Annotated in this window: 13 protein-coding genes and 1 pseudogene; 5 read left to right on the top strand and 9 right to left on the bottom strand. The window is 61.1% G+C overall.

Annotated features, from left to right (window positions below):
- Window positions 1-37: 37 nt before the first annotated feature.
- Window positions 38-610: pseudogene (locus tag E3O23_RS01005) on the top strand (recombinase family protein); the annotation flags it as partial.
- 173 nt (window positions 611-783) lie between these two features.
- On the opposite strand, the gene E3O23_RS01000 reads toward E3O23_RS01005, so the two are convergent.
- Window positions 784-1,725, bottom strand: coding sequence for a DMT family transporter (locus tag E3O23_RS01000; RefSeq protein WP_134486978.1), 942 nt, complete (start codon window positions 1,723-1,725; stop codon window positions 784-786).
- A gap of 72 nt (window positions 1,726-1,797) precedes the next feature.
- Between E3O23_RS01000 and E3O23_RS00995 the strand changes: the two genes are divergently transcribed.
- Entirely contained in the window at window positions 1,798-2,715 is a 918-nt protein-coding gene (locus E3O23_RS00995; RefSeq protein ID WP_134486976.1) for a LysR family transcriptional regulator, read from the top strand.
- Window positions 2,716-2,820: 105 nt separating this feature from the next.
- Here the strand turns inward: E3O23_RS00995 and E3O23_RS00990 are convergent, their stop codons facing one another.
- The 4 genes from E3O23_RS00990 to E3O23_RS00975 form a co-directional block, all read right to left on the bottom strand.
- Window positions 2,821-3,312, bottom strand: coding sequence for an FBP domain-containing protein (locus E3O23_RS00990; protein WP_092325303.1), 492 nt, complete (start codon window positions 3,310-3,312; stop codon window positions 2,821-2,823).
- An 84-nt stretch (window positions 3,313-3,396) separates the two neighbouring features.
- Complete coding sequence (locus E3O23_RS00985; RefSeq protein WP_241983259.1) at window positions 3,397-3,936, bottom strand: TetR/AcrR family transcriptional regulator; 540 nt, start codon at window positions 3,934-3,936, stop codon at window positions 3,397-3,399.
- 212 nt (window positions 3,937-4,148) lie between these two features.
- Window positions 4,149-4,922 (bottom strand): alpha/beta fold hydrolase, encoded by a 774-nt coding sequence (locus E3O23_RS00980; protein WP_255453269.1) that lies wholly within the window; start codon window positions 4,920-4,922, stop codon window positions 4,149-4,151.
- 171 nt (window positions 4,923-5,093) lie between these two features.
- The gene (locus E3O23_RS00975; protein WP_134486971.1) at window positions 5,094-5,507 is read right to left on the bottom strand and encodes a winged helix-turn-helix transcriptional regulator; all 414 of its coding nucleotides are present in this window, start codon (window positions 5,505-5,507) and stop codon (window positions 5,094-5,096) included.
- 81 nt (window positions 5,508-5,588) lie between these two features.
- On the opposite strand from E3O23_RS00975, the gene E3O23_RS00970 reads away from it, so the two are divergent.
- The gene (locus tag E3O23_RS00970; RefSeq protein ID WP_134486968.1) at window positions 5,589-6,404 is read left to right on the top strand and encodes an NAD(P)H-binding protein; all 816 of its coding nucleotides are present in this window, start codon (window positions 5,589-5,591) and stop codon (window positions 6,402-6,404) included.
- A gap of 199 nt (window positions 6,405-6,603) precedes the next feature.
- On the opposite strand, the gene E3O23_RS00965 is transcribed toward E3O23_RS00970, so the two are convergent.
- Window positions 6,604-7,491 (bottom strand): helix-turn-helix transcriptional regulator, encoded by an 888-nt coding sequence (locus E3O23_RS00965; protein WP_338145291.1) that lies wholly within the window; start codon window positions 7,489-7,491, stop codon window positions 6,604-6,606.
- 236 nt (window positions 7,492-7,727) lie between these two features.
- Between E3O23_RS00965 and E3O23_RS00960 the strand changes: the two genes are divergently transcribed.
- On the top strand, window positions 7,728-9,122 hold the full coding sequence (locus E3O23_RS00960; RefSeq protein WP_241983269.1) for an MFS transporter: 1,395 nt from the start codon (window positions 7,728-7,730) through the stop codon (window positions 9,120-9,122).
- Window positions 9,119-10,168 (top strand): SDR family oxidoreductase, encoded by a 1,050-nt coding sequence (locus E3O23_RS00955; protein WP_134486962.1) that lies wholly within the window; start codon window positions 9,119-9,121, stop codon window positions 10,166-10,168. The genes E3O23_RS00960 and E3O23_RS00955 overlap by 4 nt, the downstream gene beginning before the upstream one ends.
- 387 nt (window positions 10,169-10,555) lie before the next feature.
- Here E3O23_RS00955 and E3O23_RS00950 read toward each other — a convergent pair whose 3' ends face one another.
- From E3O23_RS00950 to E3O23_RS00940, 3 genes are all read right to left on the bottom strand, one after another.
- On the bottom strand, window positions 10,556-11,851 hold the full coding sequence (locus E3O23_RS00950) for a hypothetical protein (protein WP_134486959.1): 1,296 nt from the start codon (window positions 11,849-11,851) through the stop codon (window positions 10,556-10,558).
- Between the two features lie 276 nt (window positions 11,852-12,127).
- Window positions 12,128-13,153, bottom strand: coding sequence for a hypothetical protein (locus E3O23_RS00945; protein ID WP_134486956.1), 1,026 nt, complete (start codon window positions 13,151-13,153; stop codon window positions 12,128-12,130).
- A complete protein-coding gene (locus tag E3O23_RS00940) occupies window positions 13,146-14,810 on the bottom strand; it encodes an HsdM family class I SAM-dependent methyltransferase (RefSeq protein WP_134486953.1) in 1,665 nt (554 codons plus the stop codon). Before E3O23_RS00940 ends, E3O23_RS00945 begins: the two co-directional genes overlap by 8 nt.
- Between the last annotated feature and the right edge of the window lie 189 nt (window positions 14,811-14,999).

Here is a 14,999-nt window from a genome sequence, read left to right as displayed (position 1 = left end):
ACACACCATTGGTTATGAGACACCCCCGGGGGCAGAAATGACGAAACTGATCGGCTACGCGCGCGTGTCCACGCGACAGCAGTCCACCGACCGGCAACAGATCGACATCCTCGCCGCTGGCGTCCGGCGTGACGACCTCTACGTCGACCACGGCATCTCCGGTGCTCAAGCATCACGGCCTCAGTTCGACCGTGCGCTCGCCGCACTCCACGACGGCGACACTCTCGTCATCACGACCCTGGACCGGCTGGGCCGATCGACGCAGAACATGCTCGCTTTCGCCGAGGAGCTCCGCGGTCGCGGCGCCGGCCTTCGCGTACTCAACCTGGGCGGCGGCGATGTCGATACTGCGACACCGATGGGGTCCATGCTGTTCACGATCATGGCTGCACTCGGACAGATGGAACACGAAATCAAACGAGAACGTGTGATCGACTCCATCAACAAGCGCCGCAACGCCGGCAAGGACCTCGGTGGGAGGCCGCGGCTCATCACCGACAGCCAAATCCGCAATGCGCGTCGACTCATCGACGGTGGAGAGCCAGTGACAACGGTTGCCCGCGATCTTGGAATGTCTCGAGCAACGTTCTATCGCCGAGGGCGGGTATTGGACCTCGCCGGAGAGTCATCTGAGGCGTCCGAACGTGCCCCGCATAGCCTCCCTTCACCGGGCATTTTCTCGGACGGGGCTTACGGGACGATCGCCCTCTCGACGCCGCAGGGAACCGAGTAGACGACGATGATTCGAAGGTTTCCCGGTCGCCGTCCGCCTTGCGGACACGTTCAGCCTTCAGATGCCGCTCGTAACTCTTGACGGTCACGTGGGGCAAGGGTGAGTTGGTGCCGTTGCTCGATGGAGCGACCCCATGCTGTTCCTGCGAGGATGAGGGCGATACCTAAATATCCAGTGACGGTCACGAAGTCACGCGCAATCGTAATTCCGATGATCACGGCCCAGACGGGCTCAGTTCCGAGGAGGAGGCTCACTCTCGATGGCGATGTTCGCCGGACCGCCCAGGTTTGTACCAGGAAGGCGAAGACTGTGCAAGCGACGACGAGGTAGAGGAACATGACCGCGCGTCGCGGGTCGAGGCCGGTAAGGAAGTGTGGGATCGGGTCGCCGTAGAACAGTGACGCCGCCGAAAAGATTGTCGCGCAGGTAACGAGTTGAACCGTGGTGAGGTGAAGCGAGTCCCTCGGTTTGTTGCCGGTGAGTTTAAACATCGACGTGACGTGGATGGCGCGAACGATTGCCGCGATGAGGATAAGTAGGTCGCCAAGGCTTGGCGTTTGAAAAGTGCCGTTGCTGGCGAGAAGTGCAACCCCGATGATGGCAATCATTGCGGCAAGGAAGAACTTGCCGGGCAGAGGTCGACCGGATACCGCGGAATCGAGAAGAGGAGTGAACACGATTGTCAGGCTGATGATGAGGCCGGCATTCGTTGCTGACGTGTGGGCGATCCCGAAAGTCTCGAATGCGAACACTGAAGCCAACACGATCCCGAGGATCACACCCGCTCGCAGTTCGGCTCCAGTTACACGGTGCCGCCGGGCGGCCACGATTGCCGCCATGAGGGCGCCGGCGAGCAGCATGCGCAGCTCGAGGAGTGCCACTACGGAATCGGGCGTGACTAGCTCTTTGGCCACGAGGTACGTCGATCCCCACGAGGCGGCGACTAACAGCAGGAGTAGGTCGACACGGAATCGGCTGAGTGGAGCGGTCATTCCACCATCGTCCGGTTTGATTTCACGTAAGACAAGAGAGAAGTTTCGTGCTGGATGGTTTAGTTTAAACTTATGGAACTGGGTCAGCTTCGCGCTTTGAGAGAGTTGGGTGACCGAGGAAGTATTACCGCCGTCGCTGCGGCGCTGTACGTCACGCCGTCGTCGGTCTCGCAACAGATCAGCGCCTTGCAACGTCACTCGGCCGCACCGTTGACGTACAGGGACGGACGGCGGACCGCCCTCACCGACGCCGGGCGCGCCCTAGCGATGGCGGCGATCGACGTGGAAGTGGCGCTCGAACGTGCCGGTCAGGCAGTGGCACGCTTCCAAGACGATCGCTTGGGCGCCGTTTCAGTGGCGGCCTTCCATAGCGTGGGCCTTGCGGTCTTTGGTCCTCTGATCGCTGCATGTGGCAGTCCAGATCAGCCTGATGTCCGGCTGAGTGATTTCGACGTGGCCCAGGAGGATTTTCCCCCTCTCACGGCTGATCATGATCTTGTCCTCGCGCACAGGCTGGTCGGTAGCCCGTCGTGGCCGGGGTCGGTGCGTGTGGAACCGCTCCTGTACGAGCCTCTGGATATCGCGATCCGACGCGATCACCGCCTTGCAGCGAAAGCCGCGATCGAGCCGGCAGATCTTCAGGACGAGGCATGGGTCGCTGTACACGAAGGATTCCCGCTCAAGCAGGCTCTCTCCGTAATTTCAGGAATCGGTGGGAGTGAGGCGCGCATCCTGCACCGGATCAACGAGTTCTCCGTGGCTGCCGCAGTTGTCGAAGCGAGCGGTTGCATCGCGCTCATGCCCCGATACACGACCAACATCCGCGACCACCGGGATCTGGTCCTTCGTCCGCTCGCCCACCCTGGGCTGGGCCGGCACATCGACTGCCTTGCTCGACCCGAAACTCTTGAGCGAAACAATGCAAAGGCGGTCCTTTCACATGTCAGGGCCATAGCAATGACCCTCACCCAGCGATCGCCTGGCGACTAGAACCGGTGTCGCGTGGGGGGTTCCCGGCTGGCACGTCAGCCCCTCTACGGCTCGAAGTCCTAGCGGCGGAATCTGTGCTCAGCGGAGGCCAGCTTGCGGGCGGCCCTATTTTCCGTCGCGGACACTACGTGCGAAGTTGCGGACGTGTGTTCCCAGCGCTTCGAGGCGTCGCTGTCGCGCTGCCTCCACGTCAAAGCCGATGTAGGCGACCGGGGGGAGCTTGCGCACGTTTGCAGAGCATTCGAAGCCGGCGCATACGAGAGTGCCGACCGTGTCTCCGTTGCGCCCTGCCTGGCCGGCCCGCTTGATGCTGAAGAACACCACGTCGTTCGGGAGATGCACGTCTTCGCACCACGAGCATTGGGGCCGCGTTTTTGTCTTCCCGTCGGCTTGACGAAGCAGGATCCCGACCAGGCCCTCCTCGAGTTCAACGATGACATATCCGATTCCCGGGATCTTGGGGTCCCGCCAGCCGAGGTAGTCGAGGTTGTCCCATGGCAGGTTTTCGAGGTCCCGGGGAAGGGTGAGCGCCTTTCGTTCCCTGAGTGAAGCATTGATGAATGATGACCGAATGTCTGTGGCGGTGAGCTGGAGCATGAGGTGCGGATGCCTTCTCTGTCTGTGTCGCTGATCCGTGGATTGAGAGTGGTGCGGTCCGGGGTAGGGAGCTAAACGGTGTCGTCAGGCCGGCGGCCAGTTGTTCAGGACAACATCGAGGGCGTCCAGAGCCCTGGACCACGATGCATCCGCTGCGCGTTGCGTGTTTTGAAAGCCACCGGAACATTCCAGACTTACGTATCCGTGGAACACGCTGTGCAGCAGCCGCACAGCGTCGGTCTGGTCCGGCTCCTCGAGTGCGTAGCCCCGGAGGATAGCCCTGGTCATCGACGCGTGCCTACCCGCCGCACTGGCGGCAGCCACCTCAGGGTCAAGCTCCAGCCGTGTTGCTGCATATCGCCCGGGATGTTCCTTCGAGTAAGCCCTGTAGGCGTTGGCGAAGGCGACCAGCGCATCCTTGCCTGCACGGCCAGCCAATGCGGCAGCGACTCGGTCGGCGAGTTCGGCCAATGAAAGCACGGCCACCCTCGTCCGGAGGTCCCGCACATTCTTGATGTGTGAGTAGAGGCTCGCGTCCCTGACGCCGAAGATGCGCGCAACAGCCGAGACGGTCACGCCCTCGAAACCGATCTCGTCAGCCAGGTCAGCCGCTGCGAAGGTCACGCGTTGCGTCGTCAGTCCTATTCGTGCCATTGCGGCCACCTTTCCCCATTTCCTACGATAGCAATGTATTTGCCTAATACCTCCAGGTATTTCCTTGATGTTATTGAGGAGTCATCCTTGTCGATCCCAGTCGCTCGATGCATAGCCATTGCTACCGAGATGGGCGCCAACACACACGCAATGCAAGCTCGGAGCTCGCGCGCACCCCGGCGTCACAGCCCGTAGAGGGTTCCCTCGATGGATCGCCGAATTCGCGCTAGCCAGTCCTTCACGAGCACGGCACAGATCTCGGGTTGTTCGAGATGGGCATTGTGGCCCGCGCCGTCAAGCGTCACGAATGTCGCGCGTGGGTAGTGCTCAATCCGGTTCCAGGCATCGCGGTATCCAACAATATGATCTTGTCGGCCAGTGACATGGAGCGAAGGTTGCAGAAAGGGCGCGGGGTGGGCATCCTCTGGATGCTGGGTCAGTGTGTAATTCGTGGCAACTCGTTCCAGTGCCGATTGGTGGGCACCGCGAACGCCGGGCAGCACGTACTCCAGGAAAGCGTGGGCGCTTGCTGGTGATTCCACCACGACCATTTCGCGGTAGTCATCGAGTGCGTCGCGAAGGATTGGTACCACGCCGGGGTCTTGGTGGAGTACGGCTCGGGCCGGTACCGTCCGGTCGCCGTGCTCGGGGACGAAGACGCCTGCTAACGTCGCCAGCCCGAGAATCTGTGATCGACGCTCGTGTGCGATGTAGCGGGCAATCATGGCGCCAAATGAATTTCCCAAGATTGCAAACGGCTCAGCACCAACACGAGACTGCACCTCGGCCATCGTCGCCGTGGCAATTTCTTGGGCGCTGCTTACGAGATCGTCTGGCGATCCGGTCGCGCCCGGCAGGTCAATGTAGATGCGCCGCCACCCGCCGGCGTGTTCCAGCGTGGCCTCCAAGGGCAGCAAGATCCGATGATCGACCCCGAAGCCATGTAGGAGGACCAACGGAGTTCCCGAGCCTATTTCGTGATAAGCATCAACCAAGGCTAGGGCGTCGATGTGTTGCCTAGATCCTCATTGACATCGAGACGGATCGCTTCTCCGCTGCGGCGGCAGCTGGACGGAAGCACCGGAGCTATCGTTTCGTTCGGGGTTCTCCTTACGGGCGGCCATTATCTAGTGAATCTCGTGGGCGGGGTGGTGGGTGTCGTAGTTGGCTCGCGAGTGTCCAATGATTTCGCGGTGCTCGAGTGACCAGTCGGCGAGTTGTTTGACGAGGTGGGTCAGGCTGCTGCCGAGGGCCGTTAGCTCGTACGTGACTTGGGCGGGGACTGTGGGGTACACGGTTCGGGCGACAAGGCCGTCGCGTTCCAGCCGGCGCACGGTGAGGGTCAGCATGCGTTGGGAGATTCCGTCGATGCCGCGTTGTAATTCTCGGAAGCGGCGTATGCCGGAGGCAAGTTCAACGATGACGAGGACGGACCATTTATCGCCCACTCGGGTGAGCACGTCGCGGATTCCGCAGTCCGGGTGCTCGTCCAGGCCGCAGGGTTCGATCGAGGCGGTTACCTGAATGTGACTGTCTGACACGAAAGTGCGTCCTTGTGGAGTGCCGGTGAGTTACCGAGGATGAGTCTAGTTACTATTCAGAACCACCGAGGGGACTTGCACATGATTTTGGTTACCGGAGCATCCGGCCAGTTAGGCCGTGCCATCGTCGAGCGATTGGCCGGCGCGAGCCAGCCTGTCACCGCGGGGACACGACGACCGGCCGACGGCAGCGAACAACGCCACGTTGACTTCGACGAACCTAGTTCTTTGAACTTCACCGGTTTCGCCACGGTCGTGATGGTCTCCGCGGGCTATGAGGAAGATGACGTGGTGATTGACAGGCATGAGAACGTTGTCGCGGCCGCGGAACGCGACGGCGTGCAGCACCTGATTTACACCAGCGTCGCCACAGATGGGGATCATTTGGGCTTCGCCCTCGCACATCGCTGGACTGAGCGGCGAATACAGGGCAGCACTCTGCGGTGGACGATTCTGCGCAATGGTCTCTATGCCGAGCTCTTCGGATCGTTGCTCGCACCGAGTCAGAGTGTCATCACCGCGCCGTTCGGCTCCGCTGGCGTGGCTGTGGTGACCCGCGCTGACTTAGCGGAGGCAGCGGCCAACGTGGCGGCCGCCCCGGACCGCCACATCAATCGTGTGTACGACCTGGTTGGGTCGCACGCGATCACGGCTGGCCAGATCGCCGAGGGGGCTAGTTTGCTCTATCGCCCAGCTTCTCTCGGTAGTCACCGCGCTGCTCTGGAAGAAAGCGGGCTGCTGCCCTTTCAGCCGGCGATGCTCCTCTCGACCTATTCGAGCGGGGCACACGGTTTTCTTTCACGAACTTCCAGCGACCTCGGCGATCTCCTTGGCCGCACGCCCACTGACCCCGTACCTGTTGTGGTGCGCATCGTGGAACAACTGACTGCTGCCTGATCCCCAGTTTGTGCCCGTCAGCGTCCCCTTGCGGGCATCGAAGCTTGATCTGTCGGAATGGGGCGATTGGCGTCAGGGTAACTCGGTCCTCAGCCTTGGGCACTGAGAATCGGATCGTGTCGAATTGTGTCCGAAGAGCTGGAGCGTGCAGCGAGCCGGGTTTGAAAGGTCCGAGGTTTACCTCCGGTAAGAGCGTTCGTTAGATCCGTGACGGAACGTGTCGCGCGACAGGGGTCTCGTTTGTAGCCGATAAGAGCTCCAGGGCTGCGGCGTCGGTTGAGCCGGGTTCGGCAACGTGCGTCATCATTCGGTGTCCGCTGGCACCGGGGAGGTGGAGGACCTCGAAACTGAGGTCGAAGTCCCCAACCTCGGGGTGGTGGAAACGCTTGACACCGCTCACGCATTGTTGGACTGGGTGCTTCGTCCACATAGCAGCGAAGTCAGGGCTCTTGAGCGTGAGTTCGCCGATGAGCTGGGTCAGCTCGGCGTCGTCTTGGTGTTGTGCGGCGATGAACCGCAAGGATGCGACAGCGAGGGAGGCCTCGTCACGCCAGTTGCGATAGAGGTCTTTCGTGTGGGGGTCCAGGAAGAGCATCCGGGTGAGGTTTGGTCGATCAAAAGGCCGGCTGGGTGCGTCTAAGTCGGTGTGCCCGGCGACGAGCAGATGCCCGAGCGGGTTCCATGCCAGGACTTCGTTCCTTCGGCCCATGATCACGGTCGGCACATTGGTCATCGCGTTCAGCAGACGTATCGTGCCAGGCGTTGCCTGGTCGGGTTTTCCCGGAGCGCGGCGCTTGGCTTTGGCGGGTCGCGCCAAGTCATGCAAGTGCACCTTCTCATCGTCATTCAGGTTCAACGCCCGCCCGATCGAGTCGATCACGGATTCGGATGCGTTCGTCGATTGGCTTTGCTCCAACCGTGTGTAGTAGGTGGCCGACACGCCGGCGAGTTGAGCGAGTTCCTCGCGCCTGAGACCGGGCACCCGACGGGCACCGTAGGAGGTGACCCCTGCCGCTTCGGGGGTGAGTTGTGCGCGCCGAGCTCGAAGGAACTCGCCGAGTTCTTCTGTGTGGTTCATGCCAGCCATGGCTACATTCTCGACTGTCTAAGCGGATCAAGCCTGTCCCTGTCAGTGCTAGGCACCGCGGGGGTGGGATGACGCGGGTCTGGTTGATGCGCGCACGGTGGCCCACTGTGGCATGGTGCCGGTTTTCCCGGCGCCCATAAATTGTTCCCTCTACCGAAAGGACGGGCATGTCCAGCACCGTTCAAACTTCCGACCTCGCCGTCAACCATGCAGACCCCGGCGGGGACGCCACGAGATTGACGGGGCGGCAACGCCTCGCCCTCTTCGTCTTACTCACGGCCAGTTTCACCCTTGCCGTGGATTTCTCGATCCTGAACGTGGCGTTGCCCACCATCGGCGCCGACATTGGATTCAGCCTCGATCATTTGCAATGGATCGCGACCTCGTTCGCCCTGTGCGCGGCAGGGTTCACCCTGTTCTTCGGGCGGATCGCTGATCTGTTCGGTCGTCGACGCCTCTTCCTCCTCGGCATGGCCCTGCTGGGCGTCTCCTCTCTTGTCGGCGGTTTTGCGCAGGAACCCGTGTTGATGATCGTTGCCCGGGTGGCCCAGGGGCTCGCGACGGCGATGGTCGTGCCAGCGGCACTTACGCTTTTGACGACTTCGTTCCCCGAAGGACCGCAGCGAAACACGGCGCTCGGCCTCAACGGTGCTTTGATGGCGGCAGGGTTCACGACCGGGGCCATCCTCGGCGGTGTCCTCACCGACCTGCTCAGCTGGAGGTGGGCATTCTTCATCAACGTTTTCGTCGCGGTAGTTGTCCTCGTGATCGCACCTTTCGTCCTGAAGGAAAGCCGCCCCAACGAACGCCCCAAGCTTGACTTCGCCGGCGCTGCCACCGTGACCTTCGGGCTTCTCTCTCTCGTCTACGGGCTGACCACGGCGGGTGAAACCTCGTGGGGAAACCCGATGGCATGGGGGTCGATCCTGGCTGGTTTCGTCTTCCTAGTCGTCTTCTGGGCGATCGAGAAGCGGGTGGCGCATCCGTTGGTTCCTGTCGCTATCCTCAAACGGAAAACGGTCGCCTGGGGCAACATCGCCGGGTTACTGGCCTTCGCCACCGAAACCTCGCTGGTGTTCCTGTTGACGCTGTACCTGCAGGAAGTACTCGGCTACTCGCCTCTTGCCGCTGGACTCTCGTTCGCTGTCCTCGGAGCGGGAACCGTACTCGGCGGACTCATCGGCCCGCAAGTCATTGGCACACTCGGATCACGCCGTGCAATCGTCGCCGGATTCCTGCTCCAGGCAGCAGCCACGATTCCGCTCATGTTCCTCGGCCCCGACTCCGACTGGATGCTTCTCCTGCTCATCGCCACCTTCATCGGGGGTGTCGCAAACCTGGTAGCGATCGTCGGGTACGTCGTCACCTCCACCTCCGGCCTGCCCGATACGGAACAGGGCCTGGCCACCGGCCTGGTCACGATGAGCCAGCAAGTCGGAATCACGATGGGAATCCCAATCATGTCCGCGATCGTGACCGCACGGATGAATACCCTCGACGACACCGGACCCGCCGGAGTCCTCGGCGGTGTCACGACCGCCATCGGCGTGAACGCATTGCTGTGCGTGCTGGCCGCCGCAGCTATCGCGCTGTTTCTTCGCCCCACAAAGTCAGACAAGGTCAACGCATGAACAAGCCCACCGTCCTCGTCATCGGACCGCACGGAGTCGTGGGAGGCGCTATCGCCCGAAGGATGGCCGTCGACGATGCGTGGGACGTAATCACCGCTTCACGCCGCGACGCCCCGGCCGGCCTAAACGCTAGACATCTCAGCGTCGACCTGTTGGACCCGCAGGCGCTTACCGACGCCGAGATCCTCGGCCAGGTCAGTCATCTCGTTTACGCCGCCTATGTTGAACGCCCGACGATGGTCGAAACCACCGCACCGAACCTCGCGATGCTCACACATGTCCTCGACGGCCTCACCACAGTCGGCGCACCGCTCGAACACGTGGTTCTCATCGGCGGTGGGAAATCGTACGGGGAACACCTTGGCGCGTACAAGACGCCGGCGAAAGAAGCCGATCCAAGGTTCCTGGGTCCGATCTTTTACAACGACCAGGAAGACCTACTCGCGTCCCGCGCCGACCGAGACGACTTCACCTACTCAGTGCTCCGCCCCGACGTGGTGATCGGGTTCAGCCTGGGCTCGCCGATGAATCTGCTCAATACCATCGGCGTCTACGCCTCACTATCCAAAGCGGCCGGCGTTCCGCTCCGTTTCCCCGGAACCGCGGGCGCGTGGACAGCACTGCATCAGATCACGGATGCCGACCTCCTCGCCTCAGCGGTGAGCTGGGCGCTCACCGCTGAAGCCGCACGAGGTGAGATCTTCAACGTCACCAACGGCGACCAGTTCCGGTGGGAGCACATTTGGGAAGACATCGCCAACGCATTCAACATGCCGACCGCGGCCCCGCAACCGATGAGCCTCGCCGCGCAGATGTTCGACAAGGAGCCAGCCTGGAACGCTCTGCGCACTGCCCACGATCTGCGGCCGACTCCGTATGGACAACTCACCTCGTGGCAATTCACGGATAGCCTCTGGTCTGCCGACTTCGACATGGTCCAGAGCACCATCAAGATACGTCAAGCCGGCTTCCCGGACAGCCTCGACTCGCATCACAACATCACCACGAAACTCCGGCACCTCCGGCGAGACAAGTACTTGCCCTGACATGCATCCGCTCGCGCAACCAGGCCCGCAGACCATTCAGATCGTGAAGTGACATCGCCAGACACGCTCAAGCAGCACGACGACGAGGCTAACCTCGACCTCTCCCAATAAAAAGACAACCCGGCCAATCCAAATGGGATTACGTCAGCGCCGAGTGTCCCGTACGGCCTTCCGCTAACGGGCGCTCAACCCATGCTCGACATGTGTCATCTATACGTCCGAATACGTGACAAGACGATCGTAACCTCAACGGATACAAAAAACGTCACACAACCAGTCATTTATTCAGCGTGTCGCAAACGAAACGGAAGCAGTCAATGTGACGTTCGGGACGCACCCGGCCAGGCTGCCTTCCGTACTGACTTCGGGTTCCCACGCCTGCGCGGCTCAGGATTTCTCTTTACCGCGAACGAGGGCAGCTAGGACTGCTTCGGCACCGCCAAGTGACCGCTGGCCGTAGGCGCGTCGTATCCAACTCACGATGCCCGAGGCGGCGGCGGCGCCCGCCGACGCGATTGGGCTCCCTCCACTTGCGAGGGCGGCGATACTGGCGACACCGCCAGTGAAAATCACATCAGCCAGCGTCTTGTCCAACAGGGAGAGCATGGTGCTCTTGCCGATCTCAGCCTCCACGGACCGAATAGCCGGCCGAAGCTCGTCCTGGACCCTCTCTCGAAGTTGCCCAGCATCGTCCGCAGCTCCCGCGCGGCGAATGAGGTCCAGCCAATCCTCAAAGCTCGCTGAAGACTCTCGCATTGCGACTGCTTGCTGGATCGGGATATCAAATGACGGAACGGCCACTCGGGCAACTTCTCCAAGGAAGGCACGTGGATACGTGGACCTTGCTGCCGAACTCACCTTTGTGCGAAGGAGTTCGAGGTCCCGCTCCGTCGACGGCACGTGTTGTGCCCCCGCGGCGTCTGCGATCGCGAGGGTCTTGGCCAAGTCATAGAAAACGTGCTGGGTTTCCCAAGGCTCGTCGCTGGAGAGTACTCCGCTGGGGAAGCTCACTGCCCCACCGCGCAAATTGTCCCAAACGGCGAAGGAGTCGCCCGCTGTGGAAGGTTCACGTGCAAGCGACTGCATCTCCTTCGAACGAATGTCGTGCCGAACGGAAGCCGCCAAAGCTTCTGAATTCCGGGAAAGGATCGGCCACTGGCTTCGGAGCACCACGACACCACTCCTAATGAGCGGTTCCAACGAATAGAGGTTCCCGACAATCGCAGCAAAGCGGCCGACCGCTTCCTCCGGAGCATCCCTTAGAGACCCGAAAGAACCGTTCCTGCTCCACATGTCCGGACCGGATGTGAGCGTGTTGAATTGTTTATCCTCTTTCCTGCGCACTCGTATAGGGCGAGTTGCTGGCAGACGCGAACGATCATCGAAGTAGTCAGCGAGCGGGTCAAGCACAAGAAGGTTCGAATAGTAGAGCAGAGACTTTCCGAGATCTCCACGGAGAGATGGCTCGCTCCAGTAGCCACCGAGCCAACCACCGATGAGAGATGCGCCCCCCGGAATTTCGTCGTCGCATTGCGCCTCGGAAAGCTCGCCTAGGAGGCCGGACAACTCATCGAGTTCCGGGATGGTGAGCTTGCGGAGCTGTTCCGGCGTAGGGCGGGATCCGAGAGCGTTTTCGAGGACGTCGAGAGCTGTGAGCAACTCGCCTGGACCTGCAAGTGCCACCACAATCTCCCATCCCAGATACCCCAATACTGACAGGTCGCCGTCTCGTCCGAGCCCGTATCCCAGTCGAACTGCGCACCGGTCGCGCCCCGCACGTATGCAAATCGCTGACCTGTCACGGAGCTTTCCTGCCCGCCCGTTTGGACCCTGAGACCCGAGGTCGAGAGCTGCCAACGAATAAGAAATTGACTCCGTCTTGACGGTTTCCGATGTAACCACCTGACGTCCAGCTGGGGTGTACCCCACTGGGCGTCAAGCTTGATTGGTCGACGCGGGTTAATCGACTGCCGCGGCGTTCTTTCGAAGCGCGCGAGCCGTCTTGTGAAGGTTGATGGGGGTGGCGTCGAGCGCACGATTGACGATATTGGCAATAAATGGCGATGCGCGGAGGTGGGGCTCTACGAGATCTTCCTGAATGACGACTCGAGGAAGACCGGCCAATGCGGCCTCGATCTCGTAAAGCGGCACTTCCTCGACGTCCTCAGCTCCTCCAGGTTCCGGCTCTGCGCCTACCTCAGCGAGCGGATTTTCAGGTTCCTCATCGTCATCTTCCTCCTCGACGACCAGGTCATCGCCATAATCCATAAGCAACAATGACGTTGCATGGTACGCATCATCCTCCTGGCCGAGCTTCCCCACGAGGTCGGTAAGCCAGTCGAAAATGAGAGGTTCCTTGACCTTCACGTCAGAGCGCAGAGCGATCAAAAAGCCCAGGGCCGCCATGGGGTGGCGAAGTCTTAGGTTCTTGGCGTCTCCGTACGATTCTTCGATCCGATTCGCCGCGTTTTTGCCGTAGGAGGAGTCCATCCGCTTTGTCGAAATCAGGATTTCGGGACCGGTCGCCCAGTCCGTCATGATCACATCTACCTGCTTGAGATAGTTCTTACCTAGGATCGATGCGCTCGACGAGGTAACACCGGGTATCGCTGTCTTCTTAGTCAACCGCTCTAAGAGCTTCGCCCTTTCTGCTCTCGGCAAAGCGTCCAAGAGGCTGGTGATCGGCACCGGAAGGATACGGGGGTGGCTGGCTCGTGGCCAGACAGCATCTGCTTCGAATCCAGCCCTGCGAAGTTCGTAAGCGAGCCATACATCGATTGCGAGAGCCCGCACGCCCGATCGCACGGTCGCCTTTAGGTAGAGGGGGACGCCGAGAAGACGCTCTAGTATCGCGATGTCCGGCATGTACTGCCGCTTGTCGTCCACGAGGCGCCACGGGTTGGTGTGGATTCCTCTGGGTGAGGCGTCAGCGATGATGCGGTCGAATATGACCCATGCTTTGTCCTTGGCGGTTGGCTCAGCCACGTCTGCCTCTCGTTGTGCGTCGACGAGTCAGTTCGGCGTGGGCGGCACGAACGTGCTCGATCTCCTCAAGGGCCAGATGCCCGGTGTCGAGCAGGAGAGCCTGGTCAACGAGTCGCACTGCAGCGATGAGCTGGCCAGCCTTAAGTTTCCTAGCGACTTTGTCACGGATTGAGCGGAGCTCGTCCGCACGGGATCTGACGAGTTCTGGTGACGGCATCGTCCACTGGTCGGCTTCCTTGGGTTCGAGTTTGAGAATTCCGCCACCGTAGGTCCGGCCGACCATTTCTGCGTTCAGCAGAGTGATCGAGTTCAGCGAGGCTAACGGCAGGAGTTCACGGCCCAGTTCTCGAACATCGTCCTTGAGGTAGACCCCGTGGATAGAGTTCAGGTGGCGTACGCCGGCAAGGTTTGTCGTAAGTCGGGGTGTATCTGCATTCATGCACGTGAGGAGCAGATCGGCAGGCGCAACGAGCGGTACGCGGTACCAGGTCTTGCGGACTTGGCACTTATACGCCTGATCGACCCCTGCGGCGTGCCCGGCATCGATGTAGGCCTGCGCCTCCGCCGACGGCTCCGCTGCAGGGTAAAACATTCGCGTTGCTTTCCCCTCACGCCCGAGTCGCTTGAGCATGTCATCGGAGAGAACAAGACCGCGCAGGTGCGAGCTGCCAGGCGGGGAGAGTCGCAGGAGCTCGTTGCGGTGTATGCCCAGTTCCTTGATCCGAGCAGGCGAAAGTGCGAAATACCGGTTGTTGCCGGTGACCATGCCAAGGGTTGTGTCGCCCCAGGACTCCAAATCAATGAAGGACTTCCCTGCAGTGAGCCGAGCGAGGGGCATCGTCGCCGCGGGCGACACGAGTCCAGCACCGGTCCATTTGCCCGCGGGATCGACCGGCGCCCACTGCATTCCGATCTCAAGATCGGCGAGGCCGGCAGCATTCTTAGCCTGCCGGATCGTCGCATGATCAGTCGGGCCCAGATTGTAACCGTCTGCAAGAAGCAACACGACATCGGCCTCCGCTTCCGGAAAGACTTGCTCCTCGAAAAGCACGATCTCAAGGCTGCGGAAGTGATCGAAGAGGAACCGTCGAACGGGAGCCGCGTAGTTGACCGAGAGGAGTTCAGCCGGCAGCACGAGGCCAAGTCGTCCTCCGTCACGGAGGATCGAAGAGCCTTGGATAACGAACGCCGCCCAGCTCGATGCAAGGCCGGTTAGGGAGACCCCTGCACGAAGTGCTGCCTCGCGCGAACGAAGTCGCGCGAGGCCTGACCAGTCCTGGTAACGCACATATGGGGGGTTACCGATCGCCGCCTCATACTTCCGAGTTGAATCAACCATGAAGAAGTCGTCGACTTGGATACGGGGACGCCCCCCAGCTTCGCGGACTCGGCTGCGCCCCACCTGAGCACTGTGTTTGTGGATCTCCACACCGTGGACCGTGGGCTCGAACGCCGGATCGTCGCTGAGTTCACGAAGCCGCCGCACTGATTGGACAAGAAACTCAGCGTCGCCGGCTGACGGCTCGAAGACTGCATCCGTAGCGTCTCGAAGCGCCCAGTCCGCGATGAACCGAACAATGGGCTGTGGGGTGAAGAAAGCTCCGCGCAATTTACGGAGCTCGGGCGAGTCTGCAGGGTTAAGGGAGGCCAGAGTCACAGCTTTATTCTCCCCTACACCGGAGACACCGGCCTCTCAGCCACGCTCATTTCTCACTCCACCGGGTAGGCCGCAGAGCAGATTTAACGTGTCAGCATATTGACATCACCAATGGCCCGAGGAACTCGCGCAAAGGCGGTTTGGGTTTCGAGGATTCCCGTCGCACCAGGGTTGGCGCCGACGATGGAA

This window comes from Cryobacterium tagatosivorans (assembly GCF_004402215.1).
Classification (GTDB): domain Bacteria; phylum Actinomycetota; class Actinomycetes; order Actinomycetales; family Microbacteriaceae; genus Cryobacterium; species Cryobacterium tagatosivorans.
Note: the sequence above shows the minus strand (reverse complement) of the source record. Positions and strands in the feature narration are given on the sequence as shown.

Coding starts and splice junctions, on each gene's coding strand:
- E3O23_RS00965 (WP_338145291.1), bottom strand. CDS start 7,491: ATGGCTGGCATGAACCACACAGAAGAACTCGGCGAGTTCCTTCGAGCT.
- E3O23_RS00995 (WP_134486976.1), top strand. CDS start 1,798: ATGGAACTGGGTCAGCTTCGCGCTTTGAGAGAGTTGGGTGACCGAGGA.
- E3O23_RS01000 (WP_134486978.1), bottom strand. CDS start 1,725: ATGACCGCTCCACTCAGCCGATTCCGTGTCGACCTACTCCTGCTGTTA.
- E3O23_RS00970 (WP_134486968.1), top strand. CDS start 5,589: ATGATTTTGGTTACCGGAGCATCCGGCCAGTTAGGCCGTGCCATCGTC.
- E3O23_RS00955 (WP_134486962.1), top strand. CDS start 9,119: ATGAACAAGCCCACCGTCCTCGTCATCGGACCGCACGGAGTCGTGGGA.
- E3O23_RS00990 (WP_092325303.1), bottom strand. CDS start 3,312: ATGCTCCAGCTCACCGCCACAGACATTCGGTCATCATTCATCAATGCT.